The 26,237-nt window shown below is 51.9% G+C and carries 22 protein-coding genes and 1 pseudogene; 20 read left to right on the forward strand and 3 right to left on the reverse strand.

Annotation, left to right across the window (positions count from 1 at the left end; genetic code table 11):
* The first annotated feature begins 181 nt into the window (after positions 1-181).
* The 12 genes and pseudogenes from C812_RS07175 (at position 182) to C812_RS07235 (ending at position 15,137) form a co-directional block, all read left to right on the forward strand.
* Positions 182-2,554 carry a helix-turn-helix domain-containing protein gene (locus tag C812_RS07175; protein WP_016312000.1) on the forward strand — a complete coding sequence of 791 codons (2,373 nt, stop codon included), beginning with the start codon at positions 182-184 and terminating at the stop codon, positions 2,552-2,554.
* Entirely contained in the window at positions 2,551-4,221 is a 1,671-nt protein-coding gene (locus C812_RS07180; protein ID WP_016312001.1) for an extracellular solute-binding protein, read from the forward strand. Before C812_RS07175 ends, C812_RS07180 begins: the two co-directional genes overlap by 4 nt.
* Before the next feature lie 114 nt (positions 4,222-4,335).
* Complete coding sequence (locus tag C812_RS07185) at positions 4,336-6,993, forward strand: glycosyl hydrolase family 28-related protein (RefSeq protein WP_016312002.1); 2,658 nt, start codon at positions 4,336-4,338, stop codon at positions 6,991-6,993.
* A gap of 168 nt (positions 6,994-7,161) precedes the next feature.
* Positions 7,162-8,082, forward strand: a complete 921-nt coding sequence (locus tag C812_RS07190) for a TraB/GumN family protein (protein ID WP_016312003.1) — start codon at positions 7,162-7,164, stop codon at positions 8,080-8,082.
* Positions 8,083-8,330: 248 nt separating this feature from the next.
* The gene (locus tag C812_RS07200) at positions 8,331-8,798 is read left to right on the forward strand and encodes a hypothetical protein (protein ID WP_016312005.1); all 468 of its coding nucleotides are present in this window, start codon (positions 8,331-8,333) and stop codon (positions 8,796-8,798) included.
* Positions 8,798-9,820: a CehA/McbA family metallohydrolase gene (locus C812_RS07205; protein WP_016312006.1), complete on the forward strand. Its 1,023-nt coding sequence runs from the start codon at positions 8,798-8,800 to the stop codon at positions 9,818-9,820. The genes C812_RS07200 and C812_RS07205 overlap by 1 nt, the downstream gene beginning before the upstream one ends.
* Before the next feature lie 16 nt (positions 9,821-9,836).
* Entirely contained in the window at positions 9,837-10,580 is a 744-nt protein-coding gene (locus tag C812_RS07210; protein WP_016312007.1) for a glycerophosphodiester phosphodiesterase, read from the forward strand.
* Positions 10,577-10,873: a LacI family DNA-binding transcriptional regulator gene (locus C812_RS07215; RefSeq protein ID WP_016312008.1), complete on the forward strand. Its 297-nt coding sequence runs from the start codon at positions 10,577-10,579 to the stop codon at positions 10,871-10,873. The genes C812_RS07210 and C812_RS07215 overlap by 4 nt, the downstream gene beginning before the upstream one ends.
* A 123-nt stretch (positions 10,874-10,996) precedes the next feature.
* A complete protein-coding gene (locus tag C812_RS07220; protein WP_036624785.1) occupies positions 10,997-12,259 on the forward strand; it encodes an MFS transporter in 1,263 nt (420 codons plus the stop codon).
* 270 nt (positions 12,260-12,529) lie between these two features.
* Positions 12,530-13,159, forward strand: a pseudogene (locus C812_RS07225) (ATP-binding cassette domain-containing protein); the annotation flags it as partial.
* Positions 13,160-13,296: 137 nt separating this feature from the next.
* On the forward strand, positions 13,297-14,325 hold the full coding sequence (locus tag C812_RS07230; protein WP_016312011.1) for an ATP-binding cassette domain-containing protein: 1,029 nt from the start codon (positions 13,297-13,299) through the stop codon (positions 14,323-14,325).
* On the forward strand, positions 14,322-15,137 hold the full coding sequence (locus tag C812_RS07235) for an ABC transporter permease (RefSeq protein WP_016312012.1): 816 nt from the start codon (positions 14,322-14,324) through the stop codon (positions 15,135-15,137). The genes C812_RS07230 and C812_RS07235 overlap by 4 nt, the downstream gene beginning before the upstream one ends.
* Positions 15,138-15,204: 67 nt before the next feature.
* Here the strand turns inward: C812_RS07235 and C812_RS07240 are convergent, their stop codons facing one another.
* Genes C812_RS07240 through C812_RS07250 form a run of 3 tightly spaced genes read right to left on the reverse strand, consistent with a single transcriptional unit; the run spans position 15,205 to position 17,376 of the window.
* Positions 15,205-16,407, reverse strand: a complete 1,203-nt coding sequence (locus C812_RS07240; protein ID WP_244268275.1) for a MalY/PatB family protein — start codon at positions 16,405-16,407, stop codon at positions 15,205-15,207.
* A 31-nt stretch (positions 16,408-16,438) separates the two neighbouring features.
* On the reverse strand, positions 16,439-17,011 hold the full coding sequence (locus C812_RS07245) for a beta-class carbonic anhydrase (RefSeq protein ID WP_016312014.1): 573 nt from the start codon (positions 17,009-17,011) through the stop codon (positions 16,439-16,441).
* 41 nt (positions 17,012-17,052) lie between these two features.
* Positions 17,053-17,376: an iron-sulfur cluster biosynthesis family protein gene (locus tag C812_RS07250; protein WP_016312015.1), complete on the reverse strand. Its 324-nt coding sequence runs from the start codon at positions 17,374-17,376 to the stop codon at positions 17,053-17,055.
* A gap of 139 nt (positions 17,377-17,515) precedes the next feature.
* Here C812_RS07250 and C812_RS07255 point away from each other — a divergent pair, with 139 nt between their 5' ends.
* The 8 genes from C812_RS07255 to C812_RS07290 all read left to right on the forward strand — a co-directional run bounded on the left by C812_RS07255 (position 17,516) and on the right by C812_RS07290 (position 26,220).
* Entirely contained in the window at positions 17,516-19,033 is a 1,518-nt protein-coding gene (locus C812_RS07255; protein WP_016312016.1) for a carboxypeptidase M32, read from the forward strand.
* A gap of 195 nt (positions 19,034-19,228) precedes the next feature.
* Positions 19,229-20,230 (forward strand): ABC transporter substrate-binding protein, encoded by a 1,002-nt coding sequence (locus C812_RS07260; protein WP_016312017.1) that lies wholly within the window; start codon positions 19,229-19,231, stop codon positions 20,228-20,230.
* Between the two features lie 34 nt (positions 20,231-20,264).
* The gene (locus C812_RS07265; protein ID WP_016312018.1) at positions 20,265-21,044 is read left to right on the forward strand and encodes an ABC transporter ATP-binding protein; all 780 of its coding nucleotides are present in this window, start codon (positions 20,265-20,267) and stop codon (positions 21,042-21,044) included.
* An 87-nt stretch (positions 21,045-21,131) separates the two neighbouring features.
* A complete protein-coding gene (locus tag C812_RS07270; protein WP_244268292.1) occupies positions 21,132-21,878 on the forward strand; it encodes an ABC transporter permease in 747 nt (248 codons plus the stop codon).
* A gap of 272 nt (positions 21,879-22,150) precedes the next feature.
* Entirely contained in the window at positions 22,151-22,642 is a 492-nt protein-coding gene (locus C812_RS07275) for a hypothetical protein (protein WP_016312020.1), read from the forward strand.
* Positions 22,643-22,947: 305 nt separating this feature from the next.
* Positions 22,948-23,943 carry an aromatic acid exporter family protein gene (locus C812_RS07280; protein ID WP_016312021.1) on the forward strand — a complete coding sequence of 332 codons (996 nt, stop codon included), beginning with the start codon at positions 22,948-22,950 and terminating at the stop codon, positions 23,941-23,943.
* Between the two features lie 64 nt (positions 23,944-24,007).
* The gene (cotE, locus tag C812_RS07285; RefSeq protein WP_016312022.1) at positions 24,008-24,553 is read left to right on the forward strand and encodes an outer spore coat protein CotE; all 546 of its coding nucleotides are present in this window, start codon (positions 24,008-24,010) and stop codon (positions 24,551-24,553) included.
* Between the two features lie 146 nt (positions 24,554-24,699).
* A complete protein-coding gene (locus C812_RS07290) occupies positions 24,700-26,220 on the forward strand; it encodes a putative amidoligase domain-containing protein (protein ID WP_244268276.1) in 1,521 nt (506 codons plus the stop codon).
* Positions 26,221-26,237: the final 17 nt, after the last annotated feature.

A 26,237-nucleotide genomic window follows, 5' to 3' on the forward strand; every position in this document is an offset into this window, starting at 1 on the left:
GCCTGTAAGCAGAATTATCAATCGAATTGAACTTTTTATCTATAGGCTTGGGCCGGGGAAACACGTTATAATTAGGTCTTGATCTGACATACTGACAAACGTATAAAGCCAACGTACCAACGAACCGATTAACCCAGTTACCTGCTTATTTACAAACCAGAAGGATACGGGGGAGGAACGGATGTTGAACATTCAATCTTTGTGGCGGAAACGGGAAAGCGTGATCGTAACCTGGCTCGTTTCGTACAGTGCAGTGTTGTTTGTGCCGATTCTGTTCAGCCTCATCATTTACGCTCAGGCCAATACGGCGTTAAAGAGCGAAATTCATCGGGCGAACGATTCATTGCTGAAGCAAATGCGCTACACGATCGATACGCAAATCGATTTGATGAAGCGGCTCAACATGGAGATGACCTGGAGTCCGAACTTGCAAACTTTGATGTACTCAAGCCAATCTGACGCCGAAGCGCCTTACACCGCATATCAGCTTGTCAAGGAGCTCCGCCTGTTCAAGACGTCGTACGCCACGATCGATGAATTTTACGTAGTCTGGAAAAAAGGGGAGGCGGTTCTCCGGGCGGGGAATATTCGGGATATCCCAACCGCCTTTTATACGATTCACGAAACCGGAAACCTTAGTTTGGAGACATGGAAACGCTCAGTTTTGGAAGCGGATACAAAACACTTTATGCTGCTCCCTCACCTCAATGCGGGGCCTGCGGAATCCTCGATCGCTTATGTCACGCAGCTGCCTGCTGATCTAAATGGGCAAGAGACCGGGACCGTTGTGGTGATGACGGATACGAGCCGATTCCAACAGGCACTAGAGGGGATCTCCGGCTTCAGTGATGGTCTGCTAATGATCCTCAATCAGAATGACGAGGTGCTGATGACCAATCGGGACCCTGCCGAGGAGTTGCTTCCCTTTATGGAGGGCAACCGCGTAAGGCTGGATCAGGCCAAGGTCGGAGAATCGGAGCTCTTCTATATGGATTCGGCGGTATCGGATCTTAAATATGCGTTGATCATCCCAAGCGGGTTGTATTGGGAAAAAGCCGTGAACGTCCGTAATTTCACATATATCAGCATCCTGGTCAGCTTGGTCGGTGCCAGCGTGTTGACGTGGTTTTTTATGCGCCGTAATTATTCTCCTATCCAACAGCTGGTGGAATCGTTGAAGGACAAAACGTCGCAGTCTGTACCTGGAGAACCCAATGAGCTCCGCTTTATCCAGAACATGATCCAGCGGGCCCGGAGCGAGAAGAATGAGATTGCCCAGCAACTCCAGAAGCATCAGCAGGTGCTTCGTTCGAATTTGATCTATCGATTGCTGAAGGGGAAGACTGACCCGCTTGTTCCTTATGAGGAATCGTTCCGCTCCTTTCAGATGCCGCTGTATTCGCGGGATTTTGCCGTTATTTTATTTGTGATCGAAAATGAAGATCGGCTCTATGACAAGTTGCCCGGCGTGGGATTAAGCGAACGGAGCAAACTGATTCAGCTGATCATCTCCAATGTGGTCGAGGAATTGGTTGCCACGCGAGGACATGTGGGCTATGTTGCGGAGGTCGACGAGATGATCGTATGCCTGGTAAATTTGCAGGCGGATTCCGTGACATGGAGCGAGGATTTGAGAGCGATTGCGGCGGAAGCTCAGCGATTCTTGGAGCGTTACGAGATGGAGCTGACGATTTCGTTCAGCGGTCGCCATCCATCCTGGATTGGCATTCATGAGGCGTATCAAGAAGCAGTGGATGCGATGGAATACAAGATGGTTTTGGGGAAGAAAGGGATCATTGCTTACGGGGAAATCCAGCAAGAGACGGCAGGTGGCATGTATGGGTATGACTATCCGCTGCAGACCGAGCAGCAGCTGATTAACTTCATCAAAGCCGGGGATGCCGAACAGGCCGGTCATTACATGAATGAGATCATGAAGCGGAATTTGGAGAAGCCGGTGATGTCGCTGAACGTGGCTAAATGCCTCATGTTTAATTTGGTAAGTACGATGATCAAGGTCATCCATGAACTTGGCGGACATGAGGATGATTGCCGTCTGGCCGATTATCCGCTATGGATCGATGAGGTGCTGGCTTGTGATACCGTACAGGAAATGCAAAGCGCTCTGCAAAGCTTGCTGCATGAGGTCTGCACCTTTGCCGCCGACAAACGTGCAAGCCATCTGTTAAGAGAACGGGAGGACTCGCTCCGCAGCCTGATCGAGAAAGTGACGGCGTATATCGCGGAACGATATAACGACGCCAACTTAAATGTCAATGCGATTGGCGATCATTTTGGGATGAAAGGCAGTTACCTCTCCAAGCTTTACAAGAATCAGACGGGAGAAGGCCTGCTGGACAGCATCCACCGCTGCCGGATTGAGAAGGCGAAGGAGCTCATGCGAGCGCAATCGGAATCGATCAGCGAGCTGTCCAAAGTAGTGGGGTATAACGATGCCGCTACGTTTATTCGGGTGTTTAAGAAGTATGAAGGCATCACGCCAGGCAGATATAAAGAGATCAGCGGCATGAATGGGAAGGAGGTTACGGTATGAGCCGGAATCGAGATCAGGTTCAGCCTTATGCAAACCGAGGACTCGCGATAGTGGTGATCCTGGCGTTGTTTGTCTTGTTGAGCTCTTGTGATTCCAGGGTGAGACCTTTCCACGGGGCATCCGCTGCTTCGGTGGAGAGTCCACAGGAGATACAACAATCGGTCGGGAAAGAAGCGAAGGAACAGGTGACGCTGACCTATTGGGCTGAGCTCAACGGAAATGCAGCCAGTATCAAATCTAAGTTCAGCGAAGTTCCCTTCTTTCAAGAATGGCAACGGAGAACCGGAGTCCAGCTTAATTTCATTCAGCCTCCAGCCAATCAAGGGAAGGAGGCAATCAGCGTCCTGCTTGCTTCCGGAGAACTGCCGGATTTGATCGAATATGAATGGATCAATTATCCGGGCGGCCCGGAGAAGGCAATGAACGATGGTTATATTCTGAGGCTTAACGATATCCTGGACCAATATGCCCCGAATTTGAAAAAGTATCTCCAAGCCCATCCCGAAATTGATCTCCAAGTTCGTACTGCAAACGGCAGTTACTACGCTTTCCCGTTTATTCAGGGTGAACCGCGGCTTCGCACTTACCAAGGCCCGATCATCCGCAAGGATTGGCTGGATGACCTTGGGCTTGAGATTCCGGAGACAATCGAGGAATGGCATGATGTGCTGAAGGCGTTCAAAGAACGGAAGGGAGCAGAGGCTCCGCTCACCTTCCTTGGCGTACCCAATCCGTTGTTTGGTATCGAAGGCGGGGGATTCGTTGGCGCTTTTGGGATTAAGAAAAACTTCTACCAGGAGCAGGGGAAGGTCAAATTTGGCGCCATCGAGCCGGAGTACAAGGCGTTTCTTGCACTGTTCCGCGACTGGTATCAGGAAGGGCTTATCGATCCCAACCTTGCTGCAGTGGACTCGGAAACCCAGGATACAAGCATGATTCTCGGGCGCAGCGGCGCCAGCATCTGGAACGCCGGGGCGGGAATCGGGACTTGGTTGCCGGTGATGCGAGCCCGGGACCCGAAGGTCGAACTGGCGCCGACGCCTTATCCGGTACTGAAAAAGGGGGATCGTCCGAAATTTGGTCAACTTGCTCCGGTCGTGGGAGTCAGCGGCAGTGTTGCGATCTCAACAAGCAATCAGCATGTGGAGGAATCGGCCCGGATGCTGGATTATGGTTACAGCCCTGAGGGGCATATGCTGTTCAACTTTGGGATCGAAGGGGTTAGCTATGAAATGAAGGACGGTTATCCAGCTTATACCGACCTCATTTTAAACAACCCGAACCAGTGGGCTCCATCACAAGCGCTGGCGATGTATACACGGGCTAGTTATTTTGGTCCGTTCGTGCAGGATGTACGGTATATGGAGCAGTATTATGCGTTGCCAGAGCAGCAGGAGGCTACCCGGCTGTGGTCCGACACGGACGCTGCGCTGCACATCTTGCCGGTACTGCCGAAGACCGAGGAGGAGAGTACGGAGTTTTCGGTCATTATGCAGGACGTGAACCGCCTCGTGGATGAGATGTCGCTTAAGATCATCTATGGGATGGAGCCGCTGGATGCGTTTGAAGGTTACGTGGAGCAAATCCACGCCATGGGGATCGACCGGGCGATTCAAATCCAACAACAGTCCCTTGATCGGTATAACGCGGCATTATCTGCGAGATGATGGTTGGATTTGGATAAAATGGCAACGCGAGTGGCGTTATTGAGCATCGATAAACAAGCTTTCTCGCTCTACAATCGGGGGTGAATCCCATATACAAAGGAGGAAGATGATGTGATGCGCAAAAGATGGCCCGCTCTGCTGCTCGCCCTCGCCGTTGTCGCCGGATTCGCTGTTCCGGGAGGAGGTGCTGTCTCGGTGTCAGCTGAAGAAGCGAATCCTACAGCTAATCAAGGTCCGTCCCTTGGTCGTGATGGGAGAAGCCTGCTTTATCCCAAGGGGTGGTATCCGGGATACCGGACGGAAGAGGGGGAATTCTTGCATGACTTCTCCTATGCAGGCTATCGGAGAGGTGAGATGCCGATTCCTTCCGTTAACAAGCACCGGGGCATTAATGTAACGAAATCTCCGTACCGCGCGGACCCTACGGGGCGTACAGACTCCACACGCGCCATCCAACAAGCAATTGATGATGCGGCGGCGCGCGGAGGAGGCGTGGTCTACCTTCCCAAAGGGACGTACCTTGTGACACCGCAGGAAGGGAAGGATTATGCTCTGAATATCCACTCCAGCGGGGTGGTGCTTAAGGGGGACGGGCAGCAACAGACGCATATTTACAATGCGCAGGAGTTTATGAAACAAAAGGACATCATCCGGGTTGGCAATGGAGATTGGAAACGGACCAGCACGGTGACCAAGCTGCGCAAAACGGTGTCCGAACCTACGGTGCTGTTGCCCGTAGAAAGTACGGATGGCTTTCAAGTAGATGACTTTGTCGTGATCACCTTTGAGACGACGGAAGGCTTCCTGAAGGAGCATGGGATGCAGAATAAATGGGCTTCCCGTCTAGGTAAGGTGGAGCCGATATTTTATCGGCAGATCGTGGCGGTTGATCCCAAGGCCAGAACCCTGACCCTGGATATCCCTACCCGATACCCTCTGAAGCTTCGCGATGACATTACGATTACCAAAACGGAAGCCCCCATTACGGAAGTTGGTCTGGAGGACTTCTCGATCGCGAACATTGAGAACTCGAAGCCGGGGCTTGGGGAAGATGATTTCAAAGTGGAAGGAACCGCCGGGTACGAATCTGATAATGCCAAAGCGATCAACATGATTGCAGTGACTAACAGTTGGATCCGCAATGTTAGCACGTACAAGCCGCCGGGGAATGCCACCTACCATATTTTATCGAAGGGCATTATTTTAGACCGGACAAAAAATATTACCGTCGACAACGTCACGATGCAGTATCCACAATACCGGGGAGCCAACGGGAACGGCTACCTGTACCAATTCATCGGAAACGATAACCTGATTAAGAACAGCCGTGCCGTTGGGGCGAGACACAGCTTCACCTATGCCAATTTCTCTGCAAATGGCAATGTGTTGCTCGATTCGTATTCTGAGAACTCTTTTTACCTCACGGACTTCCACATGTATTTGAGCATGGCCAATTTGATTGATAATTTCACGGTGAACGGGGACGCGATATCCGCGATTACAAGGGATTACGGCTCGTCCGCGACGAACCGGCACGGCGTAGTGACAACCGAAAGCGTATTTTGGAATACGAAAGGCATCGCTGCCCATTCAAGTAAACCTGGGGTCATTATCGAATCGGAGCAGTTTGGCAACGGGTATATCATCGGTACCCGAGGGAAAGTGAACGGGGTGAAGGTCGATATCGTTGGCTCGATCCCGGATGCCGATACCTCGCCGTTTGATTGGGTTGAAGGCGTTGGGCAAGGGGAGCGGCTATTCCCGCAAAGCTTGTACAAGGATCAAACGAAGCAACGGTTGGATCTCCAGGCATTAGGTCTCCAGTCGATCCTCGTCAACGGGGAAGCCGTAGCGGGCGTGCAATTTTTGCGAACGCAATATGATTACGTACTGCCCTTTGGCACGACAGAAACCCCAATCCTATCTGCACAGGCGGCTTCTAAGGATGCCCGTCTCAAGATCGATCAACCCAAAGGGACCGACGGAACTGGCGTAATTACGATTACACGGCGTGGAAAGACACAAACGGTTCGGGTGAAGTTCAGCGTGGCGAAGACGCCGGTGCTGCCGGAGAATATTACGATTGCTCCGGACAAAAGCGTACCGGGCTGGCGTTCCGCCGGTTATGCGATCAGTGCAGGCAAGAGCGGACGTCTGCAATCTTTCCTGACGCTCGATAATGGAGAAGTCGTGAACACTTCCGAGTTGAATATCCCGGTAACGTACCGGGTTAGTGAAGAACAGGTGGGCTATATCGAAGGGAATACATTTTACGCCGAACGGCCCGGAGTCGTTGATATCATTGCCAGCTGCCAGCTCCAAGGCGTGATTGTTGAAGCTCGCCAGACCTTTGAGGTGCTGGAACCTATCCCTGAGCCGGAGGGACCATTAGCCGCAATTGCCAAAGTATCGGCCAGCGCAGATGACGGCAATGTGCCGAGCAACACGCTGGATCGTGATCCGGACACCCGTTGGTCGGCGGATGGGAAAGGCCAATATTTACAGATAGAGCTGGATGAGGTCACGACGGTAGATGGGGTGAGCCTGTGGTTTTATAACGGTCACACCCGTTCGAACTATTTTGATCTTGAGGTCTCCGTGGATGGCGTGCATTTCGAACCTGTTCTAACGGGGATGGCCAGCAAGAAACAAACGGAGCTGGAGACGTTTGAGTTTACGCCGACGCCGGCAAAATTTATCCGATATGTGGGGCAAGGTAACGAGATCAATACGTGGAACAGCTTGCTTGAAGTTTGGGTTCACGCTGAATAATGTCGAATAATCAGGGCTGAACTCCCTCTACAATAGGCTAAACAGATCATTTGCGCTCCTCCGTTTTATGTTAATCTCATTCTGAATCAAATCGCCCTGGAAGAAGTACGGACATTTGAGGATCGCATCACAGGGAAATCAGAGAAGGAATGGAGTGTAGAGGAACGAGTGAAGAACAAGGCAATCTTGCTGTTGTTGGCAATCTGTTTGGCGGGAAATATGGTAGTCACCACTCCGGCCCAAGCAGAGGCAAGATCAACGAAAGCCATTTGGGCATGGGATTTCTATGATGCGGCTTCCAACTCACAAAAAATTACGTCTTTGCTGGAGTTTTTGAAGGACCAGAACATCAACCTGTTGTTTATTGGAACAAGCAGAACGCTGCCGGATCAACCGGCAACCTACACGGAGCTGATCAATCGTGCACATGCGGAGGGGATACGCGTCTTTGCGCTGGTCGGAAGAGCCGAGTGGGCCTTGGAAGGCAGGCATCGCGATGCGCTCGCAGAACTTCGGCAGGTGCTGTCGTTTAATGCTTCCCACCCGGACAGCACCTTTGACGGCATTCAATTTGATATTGAGCCGCACATCTTGCCGGAATACCAGACGAAGCGAGGTTCGGTGAATTATCAATACCTGCAGGTGTTGAAGAAAATCGCGGCAGAAATTCTCACCAGCGGCGATCCGCTCGAGTTTAACGCGGCGATACCTTGCTGGTATGCGACAGGGGAAAATCCGGTGATGGTGGAGACAGACGGACAACGGAAGCCGTTAAGTTACTTCGTATTGGATATCGTGGATACCGTATCCCTGATGGCCTACCGCGACACGGCTGATCGGCAGATTCGCGCTTCGTTGGCGGAAGCTGATTATGCCGCAAGCTTGGGGAAGAAGGTTTATATCGGTGCAGAGACCAGTCCGCCTAATGGCTCTACGATTCCCAGTGAGATTACGTACTATAATAAAGGCTTAGTTTACATGAACCAACAGATTCAGGCCATCAACGCTTATTTTGCGCAGCATGCCGGGTTTGGCGGCATCGCCATCCATCAATACCCTGCTTACCGAATTATGCTGCAAGACCGGTAAAGGAGTCGGTCGGGTGAAGGTTCATCTGCAGACAACGGAATATGGACAACTGAACATGAATAAGGATGAAAAGAGAAGGATGCGAACCTGTTCGCTTCCTTCTTTTGCTTTTACACAAGATTATCACGGGGATGATACCGCCTTGATGTTCGAGCAGTACCATGAGGACATGTGGGACCGTTCCCACTTCAAGATAGGACATTAGGCTTTGTGATGATTCGATAAAACAAGAAAGGCGATGAGCCGTATTGCTGGTACTCGATGTGATAGGGCGTGTGACGCCGGTCGATAACAAGACGCATATCCGGATTCCGTTTCAGTTGGATGAGGATTGCAGCCGGCTGCGACTGAAATTTGAATATTCCCCAAAGGTGCTGGAAGACCGCGGACGATCTTTGGAACTGCTAAATCAAAGCTTCGATGCTTATCTGTTGCCGGAACAGAAGGCACTGGCATTAGCCCAGGCAGACAACTATATCCCCCTAAAAAACCTGATCACGCTCTCGCTTGACGATCCGCTGGGTTATCGGGGCGCCTGTCATCGTCATGACCCGGTACAGGAGCTGGCGCTTGCGGCAAGAGAAGCTTCCCCTGGGTTACTTCCAGGCCCTCTACCTGCCGGAGATTGGGAAGTCACGCTAAGCGTTCACTCGATCGTCACGGATACCTGTAATTATTTGCTCCAAGTTTGGGCCGAAAAGGAGAATGAGGCGTAATGAAGTGGTTGGCTTGTGAGCTGCATACTCATACGCTGCATAGCGACGGCGCCCAGACGCTGGAAGAATTAGCAGAGGGCGCGGCAAAACTTGGGTTCGATGCAATTGCGCTTACCGATCACAATACGATGACCGGGCTCGCAGGGAAGGAGGCTATCTCCAAAAAGTTTGGACTGCTCATCGTTCCTGGGATGGAGTGGACGACATTCTATGGCCATATGGTGACGATCGGATTAAGCGAATATGCGGATTGGCGGAAAGCCGACCGCAGCAAAATCGATGAGGGGATTCAAGCGGTGCATCGACTCGGCGGGATTGCCGGTTTGGCTCATCCGTTCCGGATCGGCAGTCCGGCTTGCACCGGATGCTTCTGGGAGTATGAGATTCAGGACTGGTCCGTTGTTGACTATATTGAGGTTTGGTCTGAGACGTTTGCTTCCATTCGCACCAACAACCGACGAGCGTATGCCCTCTGGACCGACAAGCTGAGTGAAGGCTTGCGGATCTCAGCGACGTCTGGCCGGGATTGGCATGTGCAGAAGGAGACGGATGAGCCGCTGTCGGTGACCTATCTCGGCATCCCGGAAGACGAATTGCCGAAGGAGGAACATCTGGTCAACGCACTTCGAGAAGGGAAAGCTTCGGTGACGATCGGCCCGTTGCTGCTGCTCTCGGTGAGCTGCGGCGGCGAAAGCTACGCTCTGGGTTCCGTCATTCCGTCACCTCTGCAACTGGAAGAGGACAGGGATATGCAAGCGGAGATCACGATTGATTTCTCCGTTCGGCCGGGGTTATGGTCGTTGCCCGATCAAAATTACAAGCTGATCCTCTGCTCGGACCGGGGCCAGGAGCTGGATACCGAGGTGATGTGGAACGGCGGCAAACCGGGCGACGATGTCATCCGTCTATCCGGTTTGCCGCTCTCGTCTGAGCCGAGAAAATGGCTGCGAGCCGAGCTTTGGGGGATGGTGCGCGAAATTTATACGTTAATTGCTTTTACCAATCCGGTTTATTTCGATTAAGGAGGTAGTTCATGACATGAAGCAATTCCCTTTGATCACAGCTCATACCGGGTGCATGGGGCACCCCGATCATTCCTTAGCCTCATTTAATGCTGCATTGGCCCTTGGAGTGGACGTTTATGAAGACGACATTCGGATTACGCGAGACGCAAAGTTGGTGTTGGCTCATGACGACGAGGTGGTGCTTGCAGATGGACGGCAGACCCGATTATCAGACATTACACTGGAGGAGCTGGAGGAATTTTCGAAGGAGGAGCGTCTCCCTCTGGAATCCGTTCTGCGTTGGATCAAAGAAACTGGAAAAACGATGAACCTTGATATCAAATCAGCGGCCTGCCTGGAACCAGCGGCTGCGACGCTGCTCCAAATGGGAATGACGAATCAAGCCTTCTTCAGCGGATGTGGATACGCGGTTGCCATGGAAGCTGAACGTCTCACCCCGTCCATTCGTAAGCTGCTGAACGTCAATATCGACAGCTTTCGATTGAGCTCATATGCAGAGGCTGTTGCCCAGGCCTGTGATGAAGCCCGTTCGGCGCGATGCTTCGGGTTAAACGTTCCGTACCAGTTGGTTCGACCGGAGCTCATAACTGCGGCGAGACAAGTAGGGCTGGCGGTATATGTATGGACTGTCGCAGAGCCAGACGTTATGCGGCGAATGGCTGGCTTAGGCGTGGATTCGATCACTTCCCGGAATGTTGCCGAGCTGATCGCTGTGAAAAACGAAATGATCGCAAGTGAAGGAGAGACTCTACGTTGACAAGGAAGCCGAACCATGGCTTGCGGGAGATTGCCCGGGTGGCGGGAGTATCCAAGTCCACCGCCTCCCGGGTGATCTCCGGCAACGGATATGCCGGTGCGGAGGTGAAGGAACGGGTGCTGCAAGCGGCGGAAGCTCTCCATTACAAGCCGAATGCTGTCGCCCGGGCGATGGTGACCAAACGCACCTACAATCTTGGGGTCATCGTATTTCGTGAGAAGCCGCCGATCGTCTCTCATCCGCTGTACGGCAAAATCATTGACGAAATTCTGTTCGCTTCCGAAATTTCATGAAGCTCGATGTGCCCTCGGGATATGGGGGTCTTTTTTTATAACCATTTTTACCATTGATTTGGTGATTTGGATTCGATTACAGTATAATTATGCTGAAATTTTCCAACTGGAGAGGGGATGTCCGTGAATAACGTAGACAGGTCAAACCAAGCGACATCTAAAGAACAATGGAAAAGGAACATCAGCCTGTTCCTCAGCAGTCAAACGATTTCGCTGTTTGGCTCTTCACTGGTGCAGTATGCGATCATGTGGTACATCACGCTCAATACGAAATCAGGGATCATGATGACGTTATACATCATCTGCGGGTTTATCCCGACGTTCCTGTTATCCCCGGTGGCGGGCGTGTGGGCGGACCGTTACAACCGAAAATGGCTGATTATGCTGTCAGACGGCATGATTGCCTTCGCTACGCTGATCCTCGCGCTTCTGTTCCTGATGGGCTACGAGGAAGCTTGGCTGCTCTTTGTTATGGCCGCGATCCGGGCGCTTGGTTCAGGAGTGCAGACGCCGGCAGTTGGAGCAATCCTGCCGCAGATCGTACCCACCGATCAATTAACGAAGGTGAATGGGATTAACGGAAGCATTCAAGCCGTCATTATGTTCGTATCCCCCATCGTCAGCGCTGCGCTGCTCACCGTGGCGACGATCGAAACGATCTTCTTCATCGATGTGGTCACGGCGGCGATCGCGATTTTGACGCTGCTGCTATATTTTCGGATCCCAACCCATCAACGAGACTCAAGCCAGAAGGCAACCGGTTATTTTAGCGATTTGAAAGAAGGGCTGGCCTATATTGGTCGTCAAGCATATCTCAAATCCTTCTTCGCCTTCATGGCGGTTTTCTTTGTTCTGATGGCTCCGGCCGCATTCTTAACGCCGCTGCAGGTTACGCGAACTTACGGTGAGGAGGTCTGGCGGCTGACGGCGATCGAAATCGCCTTTTCCGTCGGCATGATGGCGGGCGGGGGATTGATTGCTGCATGGGGCGGGTTTAAGAATAAAGTCCATACGATGACGCTGGCTACCGTTCTGATGGGGGCTTGCACATTTTTGCTCGGCATCGTTCCCGTCTTTTGGATCTATCTGGCGTTTATGACCTTGTTTGGGGTAGCTATGCCAGCTTTTAATACGCCAACGATGACGATGATTCAGGAAAAAGTCGATGAGAGCTATTTGGGAAGGATTTTCGGGGTATTCAGCATGATTTCCACGTCGATGATGCCGATTGGGATGTTGATCTTCGGGCCGATTGCCGATGCGATCGCAATCGAATGGCTGCTGATTGCGACCGGCCTTCTCATCCTAATCCTCTCGATCTTTCTTAGACGGAATCAAGCATTGCTGGAAGCTGGCAAGCCGACAATTCAGGAAAATGCAACTTAACTTATATAGGCAGGTGCAATCCATGCTGTATCTTCAAAATGGCAAGCTGACAAGGGAACTTCGCTCCGTACAAATGTTCAGGATGAAGCATTGTGCGGAGCTTAATCGGAAGCGGTGCTTCCTGCATTCATCCGGTGAATAGCGCAGCATAGAAAAGCATAGGACCCCCAGGCTTATTTAAGTGCGCTTGAAACCGGAGTATGAATGGATGGGCCAAGGACAATGTTTTGTCCTTGGTCCTTTGTGTTTTTTGGGTTTCCCGAGGCAGAGGAGGCAAGGGATTTTTACAGCATCGACAGCCGGAACGATCAGACGGCTGCAGGTCTTGGTATTCAGGAGACGGGCATGGAACGGCCAATGTCCGAGTTAAGCGGCGGGCAACGCGCTCGGGTCATTCTGGCGAAGCTGCTGCTCGAGGAGCCCGACGTGCTGCTGCTCGATGAACCCACCAATTTCCTTGACCGGGAGCATGTCGAGTGGTTGTCCAGTACACTAGCGGCTTTTCGCGGCGCATTTATTATGGTATCCCATGATGCGGCGTTTCTTCAGAAGGTTACAACTTGCATTTGCGATATAGAATTTGGTTCGATCCGGAAATATCCGGGCAGTTATTACGATTTCCTGCGGCAGAAGGAGCATTTAAGGAAGGAATATGAACGGCGCTACGAAGCGCAGCAGAAGAAGATTGAAGCGGCGGAGAACTATATTCGCAAAAACATTGCCGGCGTGAACAGCAAAATCGCGCAAGGACGCCGCAAACAGCTGGAGCGGATGGAACGGTTAGAGCCGCCGGTTCAGACGTATCCGCCGACGTTCCGGTTTCAGGAGCTGGCGCTGCCTGCACGGGTTGTATTGGAGACGCGACGGCTCGCAGTTGGGTATGGTCGGCCGCTGCTGCCGCCGTGCGGATTGGAAAGTGATAAGACGAGATGAACACACCCAAACGGGTGTGTTTTTTTCGTTTAAATTCAGTTTAACTACATACGTTAATCTCCTAACTGTAAGTTAGTTTGGATGAAGGTTAGGAGGATATTAACATGACTACGAAAACTTCCGCGTTGATAAGCGGTACAAGTAAACCGGCGATTGAGGCTGAGGGACTCGTGAAAATATTTGGAACGAACCGTGCGGTTGATGGAGTGAATTTGCAGGTGGGGAGCGGGATGATATATGGCGTTCTGGGACCCAATGGGGCAGGGAAAACAACGACGATCCGCATGCTGGCGACATTGCTGCGTCCTGACGCGGGTTCCGCCCGCATTTTTGGACACGATGTCGTCAAGGAGCAGCATATCGTCCGCCAATTGATCGGTGTCACCGGACAATACGCCTCGGTAGATGAAACGTTAAGTGCGACGGAAAATCTCGTAATCTTCTCCAGGCTGTTAGGCTTGGGGCACAGCGAGGCTCGCCGGAAAGCGGCAGAGCTGCTGGAGGAGTTCGGCTTGTCGGAAGCGGCCAAGCGTCCGCTGAAGCACTTCTCTGGCGGGATGCGCCGGCGGCTGGACTTGGCCGCGAGCCTGATTGCCCAGCCGCCGCTGATCTTCCTCGATGAACCAACGACGGGGCTGGATCCGCGGACGCGGTCGCAGATGTGGGATACGATTCGCCGTCTCGTTGCAACCGGTTCGACGGTGCTCTTAACCACCCAGTACCTGGATGAAGCCGATCAGCTGGCTGACCGGATCGCCGTGATCGATCGCGGGCATGTCATCGCAGAAGGCACGGTTGACGAGCTAAAGACCTCAGTTGGCGCTTCGTCGCTGCACCTAAGAATCAACAATCCGCTGCATTTGACGGAAACCCGACGCCTTGTGGAGCAGGTGCTGAAAGTGCCTTCCACCCTCACCGCAGAGGCAGGAAAAATCACAGCCCCGATGGCGGAGGCAGATCTGGTGACGGATTTGCTGATCGCATTGCGCGAAGCAGGCATAGACTTGGCGGAAATAAGCGTGCAGAAGCCAACGCTGGACGAGGTTTTCCTGACGCTGACCGGGCGGGGAGTCGAAGAGAACACCGAAGATCCACAAGCGTATGTTCTTGAACAGAAGGGGGTAATCGCATGAGCAACGTGGTAGCTAATGCTAAGGCCGCACGGCCTCTAAAGAATCAAACGAGCTTCCGTCAATCGCTTCGTAACTCGTTGACCATGGCGTATCGAGGTTTGCTAAAGATCAAGCGGACACCGGAGCAATTATTTGACGTGACGTTTCAGCCGATTATTTTTACGCTGATGTTTACGTATATTTTTGGCGGAGCGATCTCGGGGGATGTGATGAGCTACTTACCGGTCATTATTCCTGGGATTCTGGTGCAAACCGTCATTTCTACCTCTGTCGTTACCGGCGTGCAGCTTCGCGAGGATATGGAGAAGGGGGTCTTTGACCGCTTTAAGTCGCTGCCGATTGCGCGGATAGCGCCATTAGCCGGAGCTCTGCTGGCTGACACGGTCCGTTATACGATTGCGACTGTTCTGACCTTTGCCATGGGGTACATCATGGGATTTCGTCCAGATGGGGGATTGGGCTATGTCGCGCTTGCGGCGGTGCTGGTGATCGTCTGTTCCTGGGCAGTGAGCTGGATCTTTGCGTTCTTTGGCGTGATTGCACGTACCGCATCCAGCGTACAAGGCATATCAATGATCGTGTTGTTTCCATTAACCTTCCTGTCCAATGCGTTTGTTCCTGTTGAAACGATGCCGAAATGGCTCCAATGGTTTGCGAATATCAATCCGATTTCGCATTTGGTGACAGCGGTTCGAGAGCTGGTGAACCATGGAACCATCGGTGGGGATATGCTGAGCTCGCTCATTGGAGCGACCGTGATCGTAGCCGTTTTTGCACCGATTACGGTCCGCGCTTATATGCGGCGCACCTAAAAAATAGGCCGGAAGACACATCGTCTTCCGGCTTGATTGTTTTTCGCGGGCTTGACTTACCGAGCAATTAGGCTTGATGAGCGGCAACGGCTGTGCAAAAACGCTCCAACGCTTCCTCCAGCAACGAGCGTGGACAAGCTAGATTAATCCGCAGGAACCCTTCGCCGTTCTGGCCGTAGATGGAACCTTCGGTAAAGGCGATTTTCGCTTCCTTATACATTACTTGCTTCATCTCGGCTTTCTTCCATCCGAGTGCACGGCAATCCACCCATAATAAGTAGGTTCCTTCGGATAGAACAGGGTCCACCGCTGGCAGATGTTCGGCGAGATAAGCGACGGCGAAGTCACGGTTGGCACGAATATAGATCAGGACAGCATCAAGCCATTCTTCGCTTTGCGTATACGCTGCGATCGTCGCGGTAGGACCAAAAAAATTCAGCGAACCAATGGCTTGGGCTTTGATCCGTTCGCTAAATTGCTTACGGATAGCCACGTTGGGAATAATCGTATAAGCTGTTGCGAGGCCAGGGATATTAAACGTCTTGGAAGGAGCCGCGCAGGTAATGGTGATTCCGGCGTGGGCTTCGGACAACGAAGCAAATGGCAGGTGACGGTATTCGGCGAAAACCAAATCGCAGTGAATTTCATCCGAGACAACCTTCACACCGTATTTCAGGCACAGCTCGCCAACCCGTTCCAATTCCTCCCGAGTCCAAACTCGTCCGCCGGGATTATGGGGGCTGCACAACAGCATCAGCTTCGCCCCGTCCTGCATCAATGACTCCAGATGCTCGTAGTCCATCCGGTAACGTCCATCCTCGAGAATCAAGGGGTTTTCGGCCACTTCGCGCCCATTGTTCCGGATGACATCATAGAACGGATTATAGACAGGGGATTGCAAGATGACCGGATCTCCCGGTTCGGTTAACACCTGGACAGCAGTGCTGAGCGCAGGTACGACGCCTGGAGTGTCGGTCAACCAGGAAGAATGAACGTTCCAGTTATGCCGGCGCTCCAGCCAACCGGTGATCGCCTCCAGATATTCTTTAGGCCGGGAAGTATAGCCGTAAATCCCCAGCTTGGCCCGTTCCGTGACGGCTTGGACAATGGCTGGTGCACAACGGAAATCCATGTCCGCTACCCACAAAGGCAATACGTCCGGATCCCCAAACAGCTCCTGTCCAGTATCCCATTTCTCGGAGCAGGTTCCTCTCCGCTGCAAACGTTCATCGAAATTATACGTCATCTCTTCGTTCCTTTCCTTTCCCATAGATGCAAGTGATCTCTCGTCGAGTTGGGTTTTATTTCGGAAGAGGTTGGTACCCGTCGATGACAAGCTCCAACTCGCCTGTCGTGGAATCAATCAGCAACCCGTGAACCGGAACATCTGTGGGAAGGAGCGGGTGCTTCTTAACGATGTTGACGGTCCGAATAATCCCTTCCTTCTCGTTATCGAATCCGCGCAGCCATTTGTTTAGCTTGATGCCGGAATTCTCAATCGTGTTGAGGGTATCCTCGCTGATGCCCCGCTCCCGCATGGAGCCAATCATTCGGTCCGAATTAAGAGCAGCCATCCCGCAGCCGGTATGACCGACGATGAATACTTCCTGGGCATGTAATTCGTAGATCGCAACGAGAAGACTACGCATAACACTCCCAAAAGGCTGGGAAATGATTGCGCCGGCGTTCTTGATCAGCTTCACATCGCCGTTGCGCAGGTTCATTGCTTTTGGGAGCAATTCAACGAGCCGCGTATCCATACAGGTCACGATCGCCATTTTCTTCTCTGGAAATTTGTCCGTTACATATTTCTCATATTCCTTCTCCTCAACAAATTTACGGTTGAACTCCAGTATCGATTGCAATTGATTCATGTTACTACCTCCTTGTGTGCGGTTGGCACGAATACCGTGATTTACCGGCGGTCAACCAATGGAATATTGGATTTGTAAAACTGAGACAGCCCATCCAATCGGAATGTTCCGGTTGGTTCTTCCCCTTTTAAGGACAACTCCTCTTCAAAAAAAACAGCCTGCATTTTGTCAATCCAAAATGGGTAGGCTTCATTGTCCATGGGAATATCGTATGGACCCGGCTCGGATACGATGTTCAGTACGGGAACGCCGCTCATGCCGCAGCCGCAGTTTTCCGTATCATAGACGAGGCGGAGCAAGCCTGCCTGGCTAGCCAACTTGTGGTCAATCAGTTTCTTGGCCGTTGCATCAAGCGTGATTTTCATAGGAAGGGGCAACTCCTTTACATCAAAATAAATTTTTAAAAAATGAACGTTTTCGTCTACTTAAAATTTGATTATACGTTTAGTTAAAAGTATCATCAAGAGTAGCAACGATATTTCACCAGTAAAGGCGGGAGTTGTCATGAAACAGGAAACGGTTGAGAAATGGGAGCTCTTTCGGGAGCTTCTGCAGAAAATTCATGCTTACGGGGAAGCGGTATCTCTGATGAACTGGGATTTACGCACCGGTGCACCCCGCAAAGGGGCGGAGACTCGGGCAGCGACCATTGGTTTGTTGTCCACGGAAGCCTTTAAGCTGCAAACGTCAGCCGAGATGGGCGAGTATTTAGCTTATTTAAACCAGCCTGCCGTCTTGGAGGAATTGGATGACGTGAAGCGCCGGATGGTGCTCGATGTGCAGGAGGAATACGACCGAAGCGTCAAGATTCCGCCGCAGAAATTCCGCGAATATACAGAGCTGACGGCCCATGCTGAAACAGTGTGGGAAGACTTTAAGGAGAACAGCGATTTTGCCGGATTCGAGCCTTATTTAACGAAAATCGTGGCAAAGATTCAGGAGTTTATCGACTACTGGGGTCCGAAAGCTACGCGTTATGATACGTTACTACATATGTATGAACCGGACCTGACTACGGAGAAACTCGATCAGGTTTTCGGCCAGCTGCGCGATCGACTCGTTCCCTTGGTTGAGGCGGTAGCTGGGGCGAAGCATAAGCCGGAGGCTCCATTCCTGAACCAGCTGTATGATAACCAGCAGCAAGCGAAGTTTAGCCGGTTCCTGCTCGAACAAATCGGCTACGATTTTGAAGCCGGACGGATTGACGAAACGGTTCACCCGTTCCAGACCACGATCAACCATGGCGACGTGCGGATCACTACGAACTACAAGCAGGATGATGTCGCCAGTGCCATCTTCAGTTCCTTGCATGAAGGCGGGCATGCGCTTTACGAGCAGAACGTATCGAAAGAGCTGGCTGGAACGCCGTTGGGCCAAGGAACGTCGATGGGGATCCATGAGTCCCAGTCCCGTTTCTGGGAGAACTTCGTTGGGCGTAGTCTGCAATTCTGGCAACGGTATTTCGGCGAGTTGCAGCAGCATTTTCCAGAACAGCTTCAAGGGGTTACGCCGGAGCAATTCTTCCGCGGCATCAATCGTGTAGAGAACTCCTTAATCCGGATTGAAGCGGATGAGCTGACTTATAACTTGCATATTATTATCCGATATGAGATTGAGAAGATGCTCTTTAATGAAGGGTTGCCGGTCAGCGAGCTGCCGAAAGTCTGGAATGAGAAATACCGCGACTATCTCGGCTTGACTCCGCCTAACGACGGGCTTGGCGTTCTGCAGGACGTACACTGGTCGGCCGGTCTGTTTGGGTACTTCCCATCCTATGCGCTTGGCAACATGTATGCTGCCCAAATCGCCAATACGCTGCGGAAAGAGCTGCCACAATTTGAAGAGCTCGTCGCCGAAGGCAACTTCCAGCCAATCAAGGAATGGCTGACTGACAAAATCTACAAATACGGCAAGAGCCGCAAACCGTCCGAGCTGATCCTTGCGGTCACCGGCGAGGAGCTAAACCCGGACTATCTTGCAGATTATTTGGAGCAAAAATTCAAAAGCATTTACGGCATCTAAAGCGATATCGATCGACAGCTGTCCCTAAGGCGGATTCATCCGTGCTTAGGGGCGGCTTTTTTTGTGCATCAAACTTGGAGTGCCCCGGCACGGCTTAACCTTTTGTTAGGCTATCGCATAGTATTTAGTATCTTCTGGCCAACCGATAGACAACGATTGGCTATGAAACCCCATTTAGAAGGAGAGGTGAATGGCATGAACAACGTGAGAAAGGGGTTATGGATTACGCTCATCGTCCTCCTAACCGCAGCGCTTAGCGCTTGCGGAGGAAGCGGCAAAGCACAAAAGGTCAGAATCGGGGAAGTTACCCGTTCTGTATTTTATGCCCCTCAGTACGTCGCATTGGAAAAAGGCTTCTTTAAGGAAGAAGGATTGGACGTGGAGCTGCAAACAACAGCAGGTGGTGACAAAACGATGACGGCGCTGCTGTCGGGAGCCATCGACGTGGCGCTGGTCGGAGCAGAAACGTCGATTTACGTGTACCAGCAAGGGGCCACCGATCCGGTGATCAATTTCGCCCAATTGACGCAAACCGACGGAACGTTCCTGGTTGCTCGGGAATCCGCCGAATTTGATTGGGAGATGTTGAAGGGGAGCGTCTTTCTGGGTCAAAGAAAAGGAGGTATGCCGCAAATGGCGGGCGAGTTCACCCTGCGCAAGCATGGAATCGATCCGCATCAGGATTTGGAGTTAATCCAGAATGTGGACTTCGCCAACATCACGGCTGCATTCATATCGGGAACGGGACAATTCGTTCAACTGTTTGAACCTCAAGCCTCCATTGTGGAGAAGGAAGGGAAAGGATATGTCGTCGCTTCCTTTGGTACGGAGAGCGGAAGGCTGCCTTATACGGTATTTATGACCAAGCAGAGCTATATCAACGAACACTCGGAAATCGTTCAGAAATTTACGAATGCGATTCATAAAGCCCAGCGCTGGGTTCAATCGCATACGCCGGAAGAAATCGCTGAGACGGTTGCGCCATATTTCAAAGATACGGATATGGAGATCTTGGTCAGCTCGATCAAGCGGTACCAGGAGCAGGGAAGCTATGCAGAAACGCCAGCTTTGGCAGAGGATGCCTGGAACAACCTGCTTGATGTGATGGAAAGCGCCGGAGAACTCAATGAACGGGTAGAAGCGAATAAGCTGGTGGATAACAGCTTTGCCGAGAAAGCCGTCAACTCCGTCAAATAACATGAACGTGAACGGAAAAGGAGCGTGAGCGCTTTTGCCATCTGTCGTGGAACTAAAAAACCTAGATCTGGTCTACGTGACGGACCGGGAGGCCGTCCTCGCCTTGCAAGGGATGAACTTAGCGGTAGAGCCTGGCGAATTCATCAGTTTGGTTGGTCCCAGCGGTTGCGGAAAGACCACGCTTCTTTCCGTCATGGCTGGTCTGTTGGCCCCATCTCGAGGAGAGGTGCTCCTGCACGGCAAACCGGTAACGGGCCCCACTCCGCAAGTGGGTTATATGTTGCAGCAGGACTATTTGTTCCCGTGGCGGACGATTCTGAGCAATACCGTGCTGGGGTTGGAGCTGACCGGAAGGTTAACGCCGGAAGGAGTGGAGCACGCGCGGGCATTGCTGGCCGAAATGGGGCTTGGCGATACCGCGGACTTGTATCCCCATCAGCTGTCGGGAGGAATGCGCCAACGGGTGGCCCTTGTGCGAACGCTGGCGACCGATCCGGAGCTGTTGCTGCTGGATGAGCCCTTCTCGGCGCTGGACTACCAGACGAAGCTGCAGCTTGAGGATTTGGTGTGGGGGACGCTAAAGCAGCGGAAGAAAACGGGGGTACTGGTGACCCACGATCTATCGGAGGCGATTGCGGTCAGCGATCGGGTGATCGTGCTGGCGCCCCGACCAGGCCGAATTCGCAGCATGTACGAGATTCCGGAAAATATCCGGAAAGCTCAGCCGTTTTATGCCCGGGAGGCCGAAGGCTTCAATGAACTATTCCATGAAATCTGGCGCGATCTGGAGACGTCGGAAAGGGAGGAGGGATAGCCATTGGCACCGCCTGTGACAAAACCGACCGCTTCAGAAGCCTGGCTGCAGGAGAAATGGCAGCAATACCGCAAACGCAAACGTCAGATGAGCCGTTACGTGCTGAGTGTACAGATCTTAATCCTCGTGTTGTTTGTGGGATTATGGGAGCTTGCAGGCCAATTGAAATGGATTGATGTACTGATCTTCAGCTACCCGTCCAAGGTAGGACGGCAGATCGTGAAGGATGCGCTAAGCGGAGAATTGTGGCCGCATCTGGCGATGACGGTTGGTGAAACGGCAGTAGGTTTCCTGCTGGGGACCCTGATCGGCACATTGCTTGCCGTGCTGATTTGGTGGTCACCGTTTCTATCGCGTGTGCTGGATCCTTACATGGTCGTGTTTAACAGTATGCCGAAGGTGGCGCTGGGCCCGATCTTTATCGTCCTGTTTGGCGCCGGCTTCACGGCAATTGTGGTCACGACGTTATCGATTACGGTGATTGTAACCACCCTCGTCGTCTTTAACAGCTTCAACGAAGTTGACGCGAACTTTGTCAAGGTGATTCGCACGTTTGGGGGGAGCCGGCGCGACGTGTTTTTGAAGGTAATCCTGCCGGCTTCGTTTCCAACCATCGTGTCTACGTTGAAGGTGAATGTGGGGATGGCTTGGGTCGGGGTCATCGTTGGAGAATTCCTTGTTGCCCGAATCGGCCTCGGTTACCTCATCGTTTACGGATTTCAGGTGTTTAACTTTACGCTGGTGCTGTCAAGTCTCGTAATCATTGCCATCGTGGCGACAGCGATGTACCAGCTGGTCGTTTATATCGAACGGAAGCTGGTAAGGGAGCGGTAACGCTCCCTACAAGATTTCCCCATTATCAGGAAACAAAAGTCAAAATAAGCGCACCGGGGGCTGGCATATGTTGAATTATCGCGTTAGGAACAAGTTCACTGGTCAATAAACAACTCAAAACTAAGAAAAAAGAGGGAAATATAGAAAAATATAAACTTCGGTTTCTTAAAAATGAAAAAAATGTAACCATCATAATTGGCTAATATTGTATGTTATGTACACAAACTGTTTATTTACATAAATTTAAATTTTTTTTGGAGGTTTACAAGTCTATGAAGAAAACAAAGGCATCAGCTGTTTTGATCGCATCGGCTATGTTATCTCTTGCCCCGGTTGCATCTGCGTCTGAAAATGTTGCTTCGGTATCCGCTCAATCTGTGGTGTCATTGTCAGCTACGGAAGAAGTATCAAACATTAAAGCTACAATTATTGATGACAACATGTTCTATCCAATGGATGCGCATCTCATTAATAATGTCACTCATACAGGTTCTTCGGCATATACTGGTGAATTTACTACGGCGCCCGAAAATGGTATCTATTTGAACGTTTGGGTTAAAAATAATGCTTCTTCATCTGTCTTTATTGATATCAGCCGTAATGGTCTGAAAATTACAGATGGTTATGAATTAAAGGGAGGAAGTCAAAAAACAATAAGCTTTGAAGATATGTTAGGTAAAGGATTATCCGGAGATTGGGAAGTTTATATCTATAATAAGACTGGGGATAAATACAATCTTAATATCAATGCAAGACAGTTCTGATCTGATTATTTAAGAAGACAGGAAGATCGCCCTATCCGGCCAGCTTGGTCAGGTAGTTGGCGATCTTCTTCTTTGCTGTCCTGTGCCAGGCATGTAGGGTCAGGCCCTTTTGCTTGTTCAGGTGCACTCCTCAAGCAAGGAACAGTCTTTGCAGCTCTTGGAGTCCGACTTGTATTGACGTTACCCTGCCGGTCCGTGGTCGGTGATCTACAGTAAAGGATGAGGGTGAAAGTGGGATTGTTTGGATTCCGAAAATCAAGTAGGATATTTTCATAGATCGGTTTCGACAAAAAGGATGGGATTCCATGGGGTTTCGGGTCATCAAAACGGCAATCGCCACGCTAATGGCCATTTTTATCGCGGATTTTGCCGGAGTGGCGGGCGCCAATTCCGCGGGGCTGCTCGCGATTCTCGGGGTGGACGTCACCCGCAAACGCACCTTGGCTTCGATCTCGGCGCGGTTTTTCGCTTCCGTACTGGGGTTATTGCTGGCTTTCGGCGTTTTTTACCTATTGGGATTTCATATTTGGGTGCTGGCCATTTACATCCTCGTCGCTTTCCCATTGATCGCTCGCGCGGGCTTCAAGGAAGGGATCGTGACCAGTTCTGTTGTCGTGTTCCGCGTATTTAGCGGCGGAGAAATTTCCTTACACGTGCTGGTAACCCAGATCGAACTGCTGATCATAGGGCTTGGTTCGGCCATGGTTGTCAATTTTCTGTACATGCCCAAAACGGAAGACAAGCTGCTGGAAACTCGGCGTGAGGTGGATGCTTTGTTTTCCGGCATATTTCAGGAGATTGCCGCTTCGTTGCGTGATCCCTACCGCTTATGGGATGGCAAGGAAATCACCGATGCGGCCCGAAAGATCAACGAGGGTTATGCGCTCGCGAAGCGGGCAGCCGAGAACCAGATGATCTCGCCCAACGAGGCCTGGACGGCGTATTTTATCATGCGCAAAGAACAGTTAAGCCGGATCGAAGGGATGCTGGAGCTGATTTCGCAGGTGTACCATCGTATCCCGCAAGGCGAATTTGTGGCTGTATTGTTTGATCGGCTTAGCGTAGATGTGAATCAAGAGGAATATACGGGGATTACCGAGCAGATGCTCGCGGAGCTGGAGGAGGAGTTCAAGAAGATGGAAATGCCTTCAACCCGTGAGGAATTTGAAATGCGTTCAGCCATTTTGCAGCTATGCCGAGAACTTTCCCTATATCTAGCTGTCTCCAAAAAAAATAAGGCTCCCATTCCACGAATCGCGGAAAAACGGGGAGCAAAACGAAAACAGGCGTCAATAAAATAGTTGTCACCCTAGACGAATGTCCTGCATACACTTGTATTGAATGATGTATGGAGGAGGTTCTAACATGTCATTGAAATATCAAAGTAGAGAGATCATTACGAAAGCGATCTGCGGCAAAGGTCGTAAGTTCTCTACCGTAACACATACCGTGACTCCCCCTCATAAACCGTCGAGCATCCTGGGGGCCTGGATCATCAACCACCAGTACGAAGCGGTCGCAGCGGGAGACGGAATTGAAGTTATTGGTACTTACGATATTAACATCTGGTATTCGTACGACAAGAACTCGCAGACTGAGGTCGCTAAAGAAACGGTATCGTATGTTGAGAATGTACCGCTGAACTACTTGGATTCCAGACACCGTTCGTCGACGGTGGAAGTGTCCGCAGAAGCCACGCAGGAACCGAGCACCGTCGAAGCCACCGTATCGGGAGACGGCCGTGTATCCATTCGGGTGGAACGCGAATTCGCGGTGGAACTGGTTGCCGAAACGAAGTTGAACGTGCTGGTCGTGCCGAACAGCGGCATTGATGACAAGGACTACGATTTCGGCTCCGAGCTCGGCGATTATGAAGATTTGGATCCGGATCTCCTCGACGACGAACTGTAATTCGAGTAGGAAGCAAGTAGGCAAAGGGGTAAGTACCAACTGTTTCAGTGTACACTGTAGCATATGCGGCAGGGGCGTCGTCGAAGAGGGCGGCTGCCCTCTTTTTGTTTTTATTTTTTGAAGAATACCTCTATCGAAGACGGGGGATGAACTCAGTGGTGAAGGATGAGCACCTCGTACTAAAAATGCGTCTAGGCTCCAGCACATTTAAAGCTCGGCTGCTGCAGGCGTTGGAACGTTTAGGCGGACCCTACCGGGTGTTGAAAGGACCGGAATCATCCAGCAGAGCGTTATCGCGTACATCTTCGAGTTTCGGCAGGAAGTCAGCGGGGTCAGGTGCCGCTTCGGGAAGGCGGCTCGTACGAACCGCTGCAGACGATTCCCAATGGATTTACTATGGCCGCGAGGAGGCGTATTGGGGCGGCCGGGTACAAGAGATCGTGCTGGGCCGGCCGATGCACTCGCTGGAAGACTGGCGCCGCCGGCTCGAAGCGGCTGGGCTGAAGCCAACATCGCAGGTACGAAACGCTCATGCGGCCAGGGGCACTACTGCGTCTTATATCCGCCGCTTTGCCGTTACGGTATTCCATTTGCGGGCCTGGGACATTCGGCCGCTTGGCAAAGCCGGGCAAGCGCTCCCGCTCCTGGGGGAAGCAATGTCTCCAGATTCGCCACTCTATAAACGCCTGGCAAATACGGCCGTTCGGGCGTTATACGCCGTTGGACTCGACTTTGGCGAAGTGGTGATCTCGGCCGGGGAAGAAGGGCGGTTTACGGTGGATTCGATCACCCCTGTCTCGGAGATCGGGAGCGCGGCAACCAAGGCCATCGCCCAGGCGATGCGAGATACCCTGGAGGAACAGGAGAAGCTGCAGGACTCACCGACAGAGCGGTTGATTGGGATGGACCCCGAGTTTTTGCTGTTTGATCGTGCCCATGGGAAAGTGATTCCGGCTTCCCGTTACTTGCACTTTCATGGGGAAGCGGGCTGCGATGTGTTGCGATATCGCGGGCAGCGGTTATTTCCGCTGGCAGAGTTAAGGCCGCGCCCCGGCAAGGAACCGCGCGATGTTGTCGTTCATTTGCTGCACGCATTTCATGAAGCCCGAGCTTCCATCCAAGATCAAGGGCTGATCTGGCAGGCGGGGGCGATGCCGCAACGCGGTTTTCCGTTGGGCGGACACCTGCATTTCAGCGGAGTGTCGTTAACTCCGGAGTTGCTGCGGACGCTCGACAATTACCTGGCGCTGCCGCTGGCTCTACTGGAGGATCCCCGAAGTGCGCCACGTAGACCGAAGTACGGGTTTCTCGGCGATTTTCGGATCAAGGAGTACGGCGGCTTCGAATATCGCACCTTACCTAGCTTCCTAATCTCTCCGCTCGTCACCAAAGGGGTCGTGGCATTGGCGCGCTTCATTATCGAGCATGCGGATCGCTTAAAGGCACGACCGTTGGAGAAGGAGGCGGTTTGGACGGCGTTTTACACCGGCAGAAAGCAACCGCTTCGCGAAGCGTTACCCCGCCTGATTGCCGATATCCATGAAGTTCCCGACTATACGCGATATCAGGGATATATCGAACCTTTACTGAATGCCATTCAGTCCGGCTATGTCTGGGACGAATCTGCGGATATTCGCCCCGCCTGGAAATTGCAAAATCCTTCATAACCGGGTTGCCCTTTTCT

The sequence above is a fragment of the Paenibacillus barengoltzii G22 genome, assembly GCF_000403375.2.
In the GTDB taxonomy this organism is placed as follows: Bacteria; Bacillota; Bacilli; order Paenibacillales; family Paenibacillaceae; genus Fontibacillus; species Fontibacillus barengoltzii.

Bases quoted from the DNA above. Each gene is read 5' to 3' on its own strand.
- C812_RS07175 (WP_016312000.1), top strand. From the start codon at position 182: ATGTTGAACATTCAATCTTTGTGGCGGAAACGGGAAAGCGTGATCGTA.
- C812_RS07180 (WP_016312001.1), top strand. From the start codon at position 2,551: ATGAGCCGGAATCGAGATCAGGTTCAGCCTTATGCAAACCGAGGACTC.
- C812_RS07185 (WP_016312002.1), top strand. From the start codon at position 4,336: ATGCGCAAAAGATGGCCCGCTCTGCTGCTCGCCCTCGCCGTTGTCGCC.
- C812_RS07205 (WP_016312006.1), top strand. From the start codon at position 8,798: ATGAAGTGGTTGGCTTGTGAGCTGCATACTCATACGCTGCATAGCGAC.
- C812_RS07210 (WP_016312007.1), top strand. From the start codon at position 9,837: ATGAAGCAATTCCCTTTGATCACAGCTCATACCGGGTGCATGGGGCAC.
- C812_RS07230 (WP_016312011.1), top strand. From the start codon at position 13,297: ATGACTACGAAAACTTCCGCGTTGATAAGCGGTACAAGTAAACCGGCG.
- C812_RS07235 (WP_016312012.1), top strand. From the start codon at position 14,322: ATGAGCAACGTGGTAGCTAATGCTAAGGCCGCACGGCCTCTAAAGAAT.
- C812_RS07240 (WP_244268275.1), bottom strand. From the start codon at position 16,407: ATGGGAAAGGAAAGGAACGAAGAGATGACGTATAATTTCGATGAACGT.
- C812_RS07245 (WP_016312014.1), bottom strand. From the start codon at position 17,011: ATGAATCAATTGCAATCGATACTGGAGTTCAACCGTAAATTTGTTGAG.
- C812_RS07250 (WP_016312015.1), bottom strand. From the start codon at position 17,376: ATGAAAATCACGCTTGATGCAACGGCCAAGAAACTGATTGACCACAAG.
- C812_RS07255 (WP_016312016.1), top strand. From the start codon at position 17,516: ATGAAACAGGAAACGGTTGAGAAATGGGAGCTCTTTCGGGAGCTTCTG.
- C812_RS07260 (WP_016312017.1), top strand. From the start codon at position 19,229: ATGAACAACGTGAGAAAGGGGTTATGGATTACGCTCATCGTCCTCCTA.
- C812_RS07270 (WP_244268292.1), top strand. From the start codon at position 21,132: ATGAGCCGTTACGTGCTGAGTGTACAGATCTTAATCCTCGTGTTGTTT.
- C812_RS07275 (WP_016312020.1), top strand. From the start codon at position 22,151: ATGAAGAAAACAAAGGCATCAGCTGTTTTGATCGCATCGGCTATGTTA.
- C812_RS07280 (WP_016312021.1), top strand. From the start codon at position 22,948: ATGGGGTTTCGGGTCATCAAAACGGCAATCGCCACGCTAATGGCCATT.
- cotE (WP_016312022.1), top strand. From the start codon at position 24,008: ATGTCATTGAAATATCAAAGTAGAGAGATCATTACGAAAGCGATCTGC.
- C812_RS07290 (WP_244268276.1), top strand. From the start codon at position 24,700: ATGAACTCAGTGGTGAAGGATGAGCACCTCGTACTAAAAATGCGTCTA.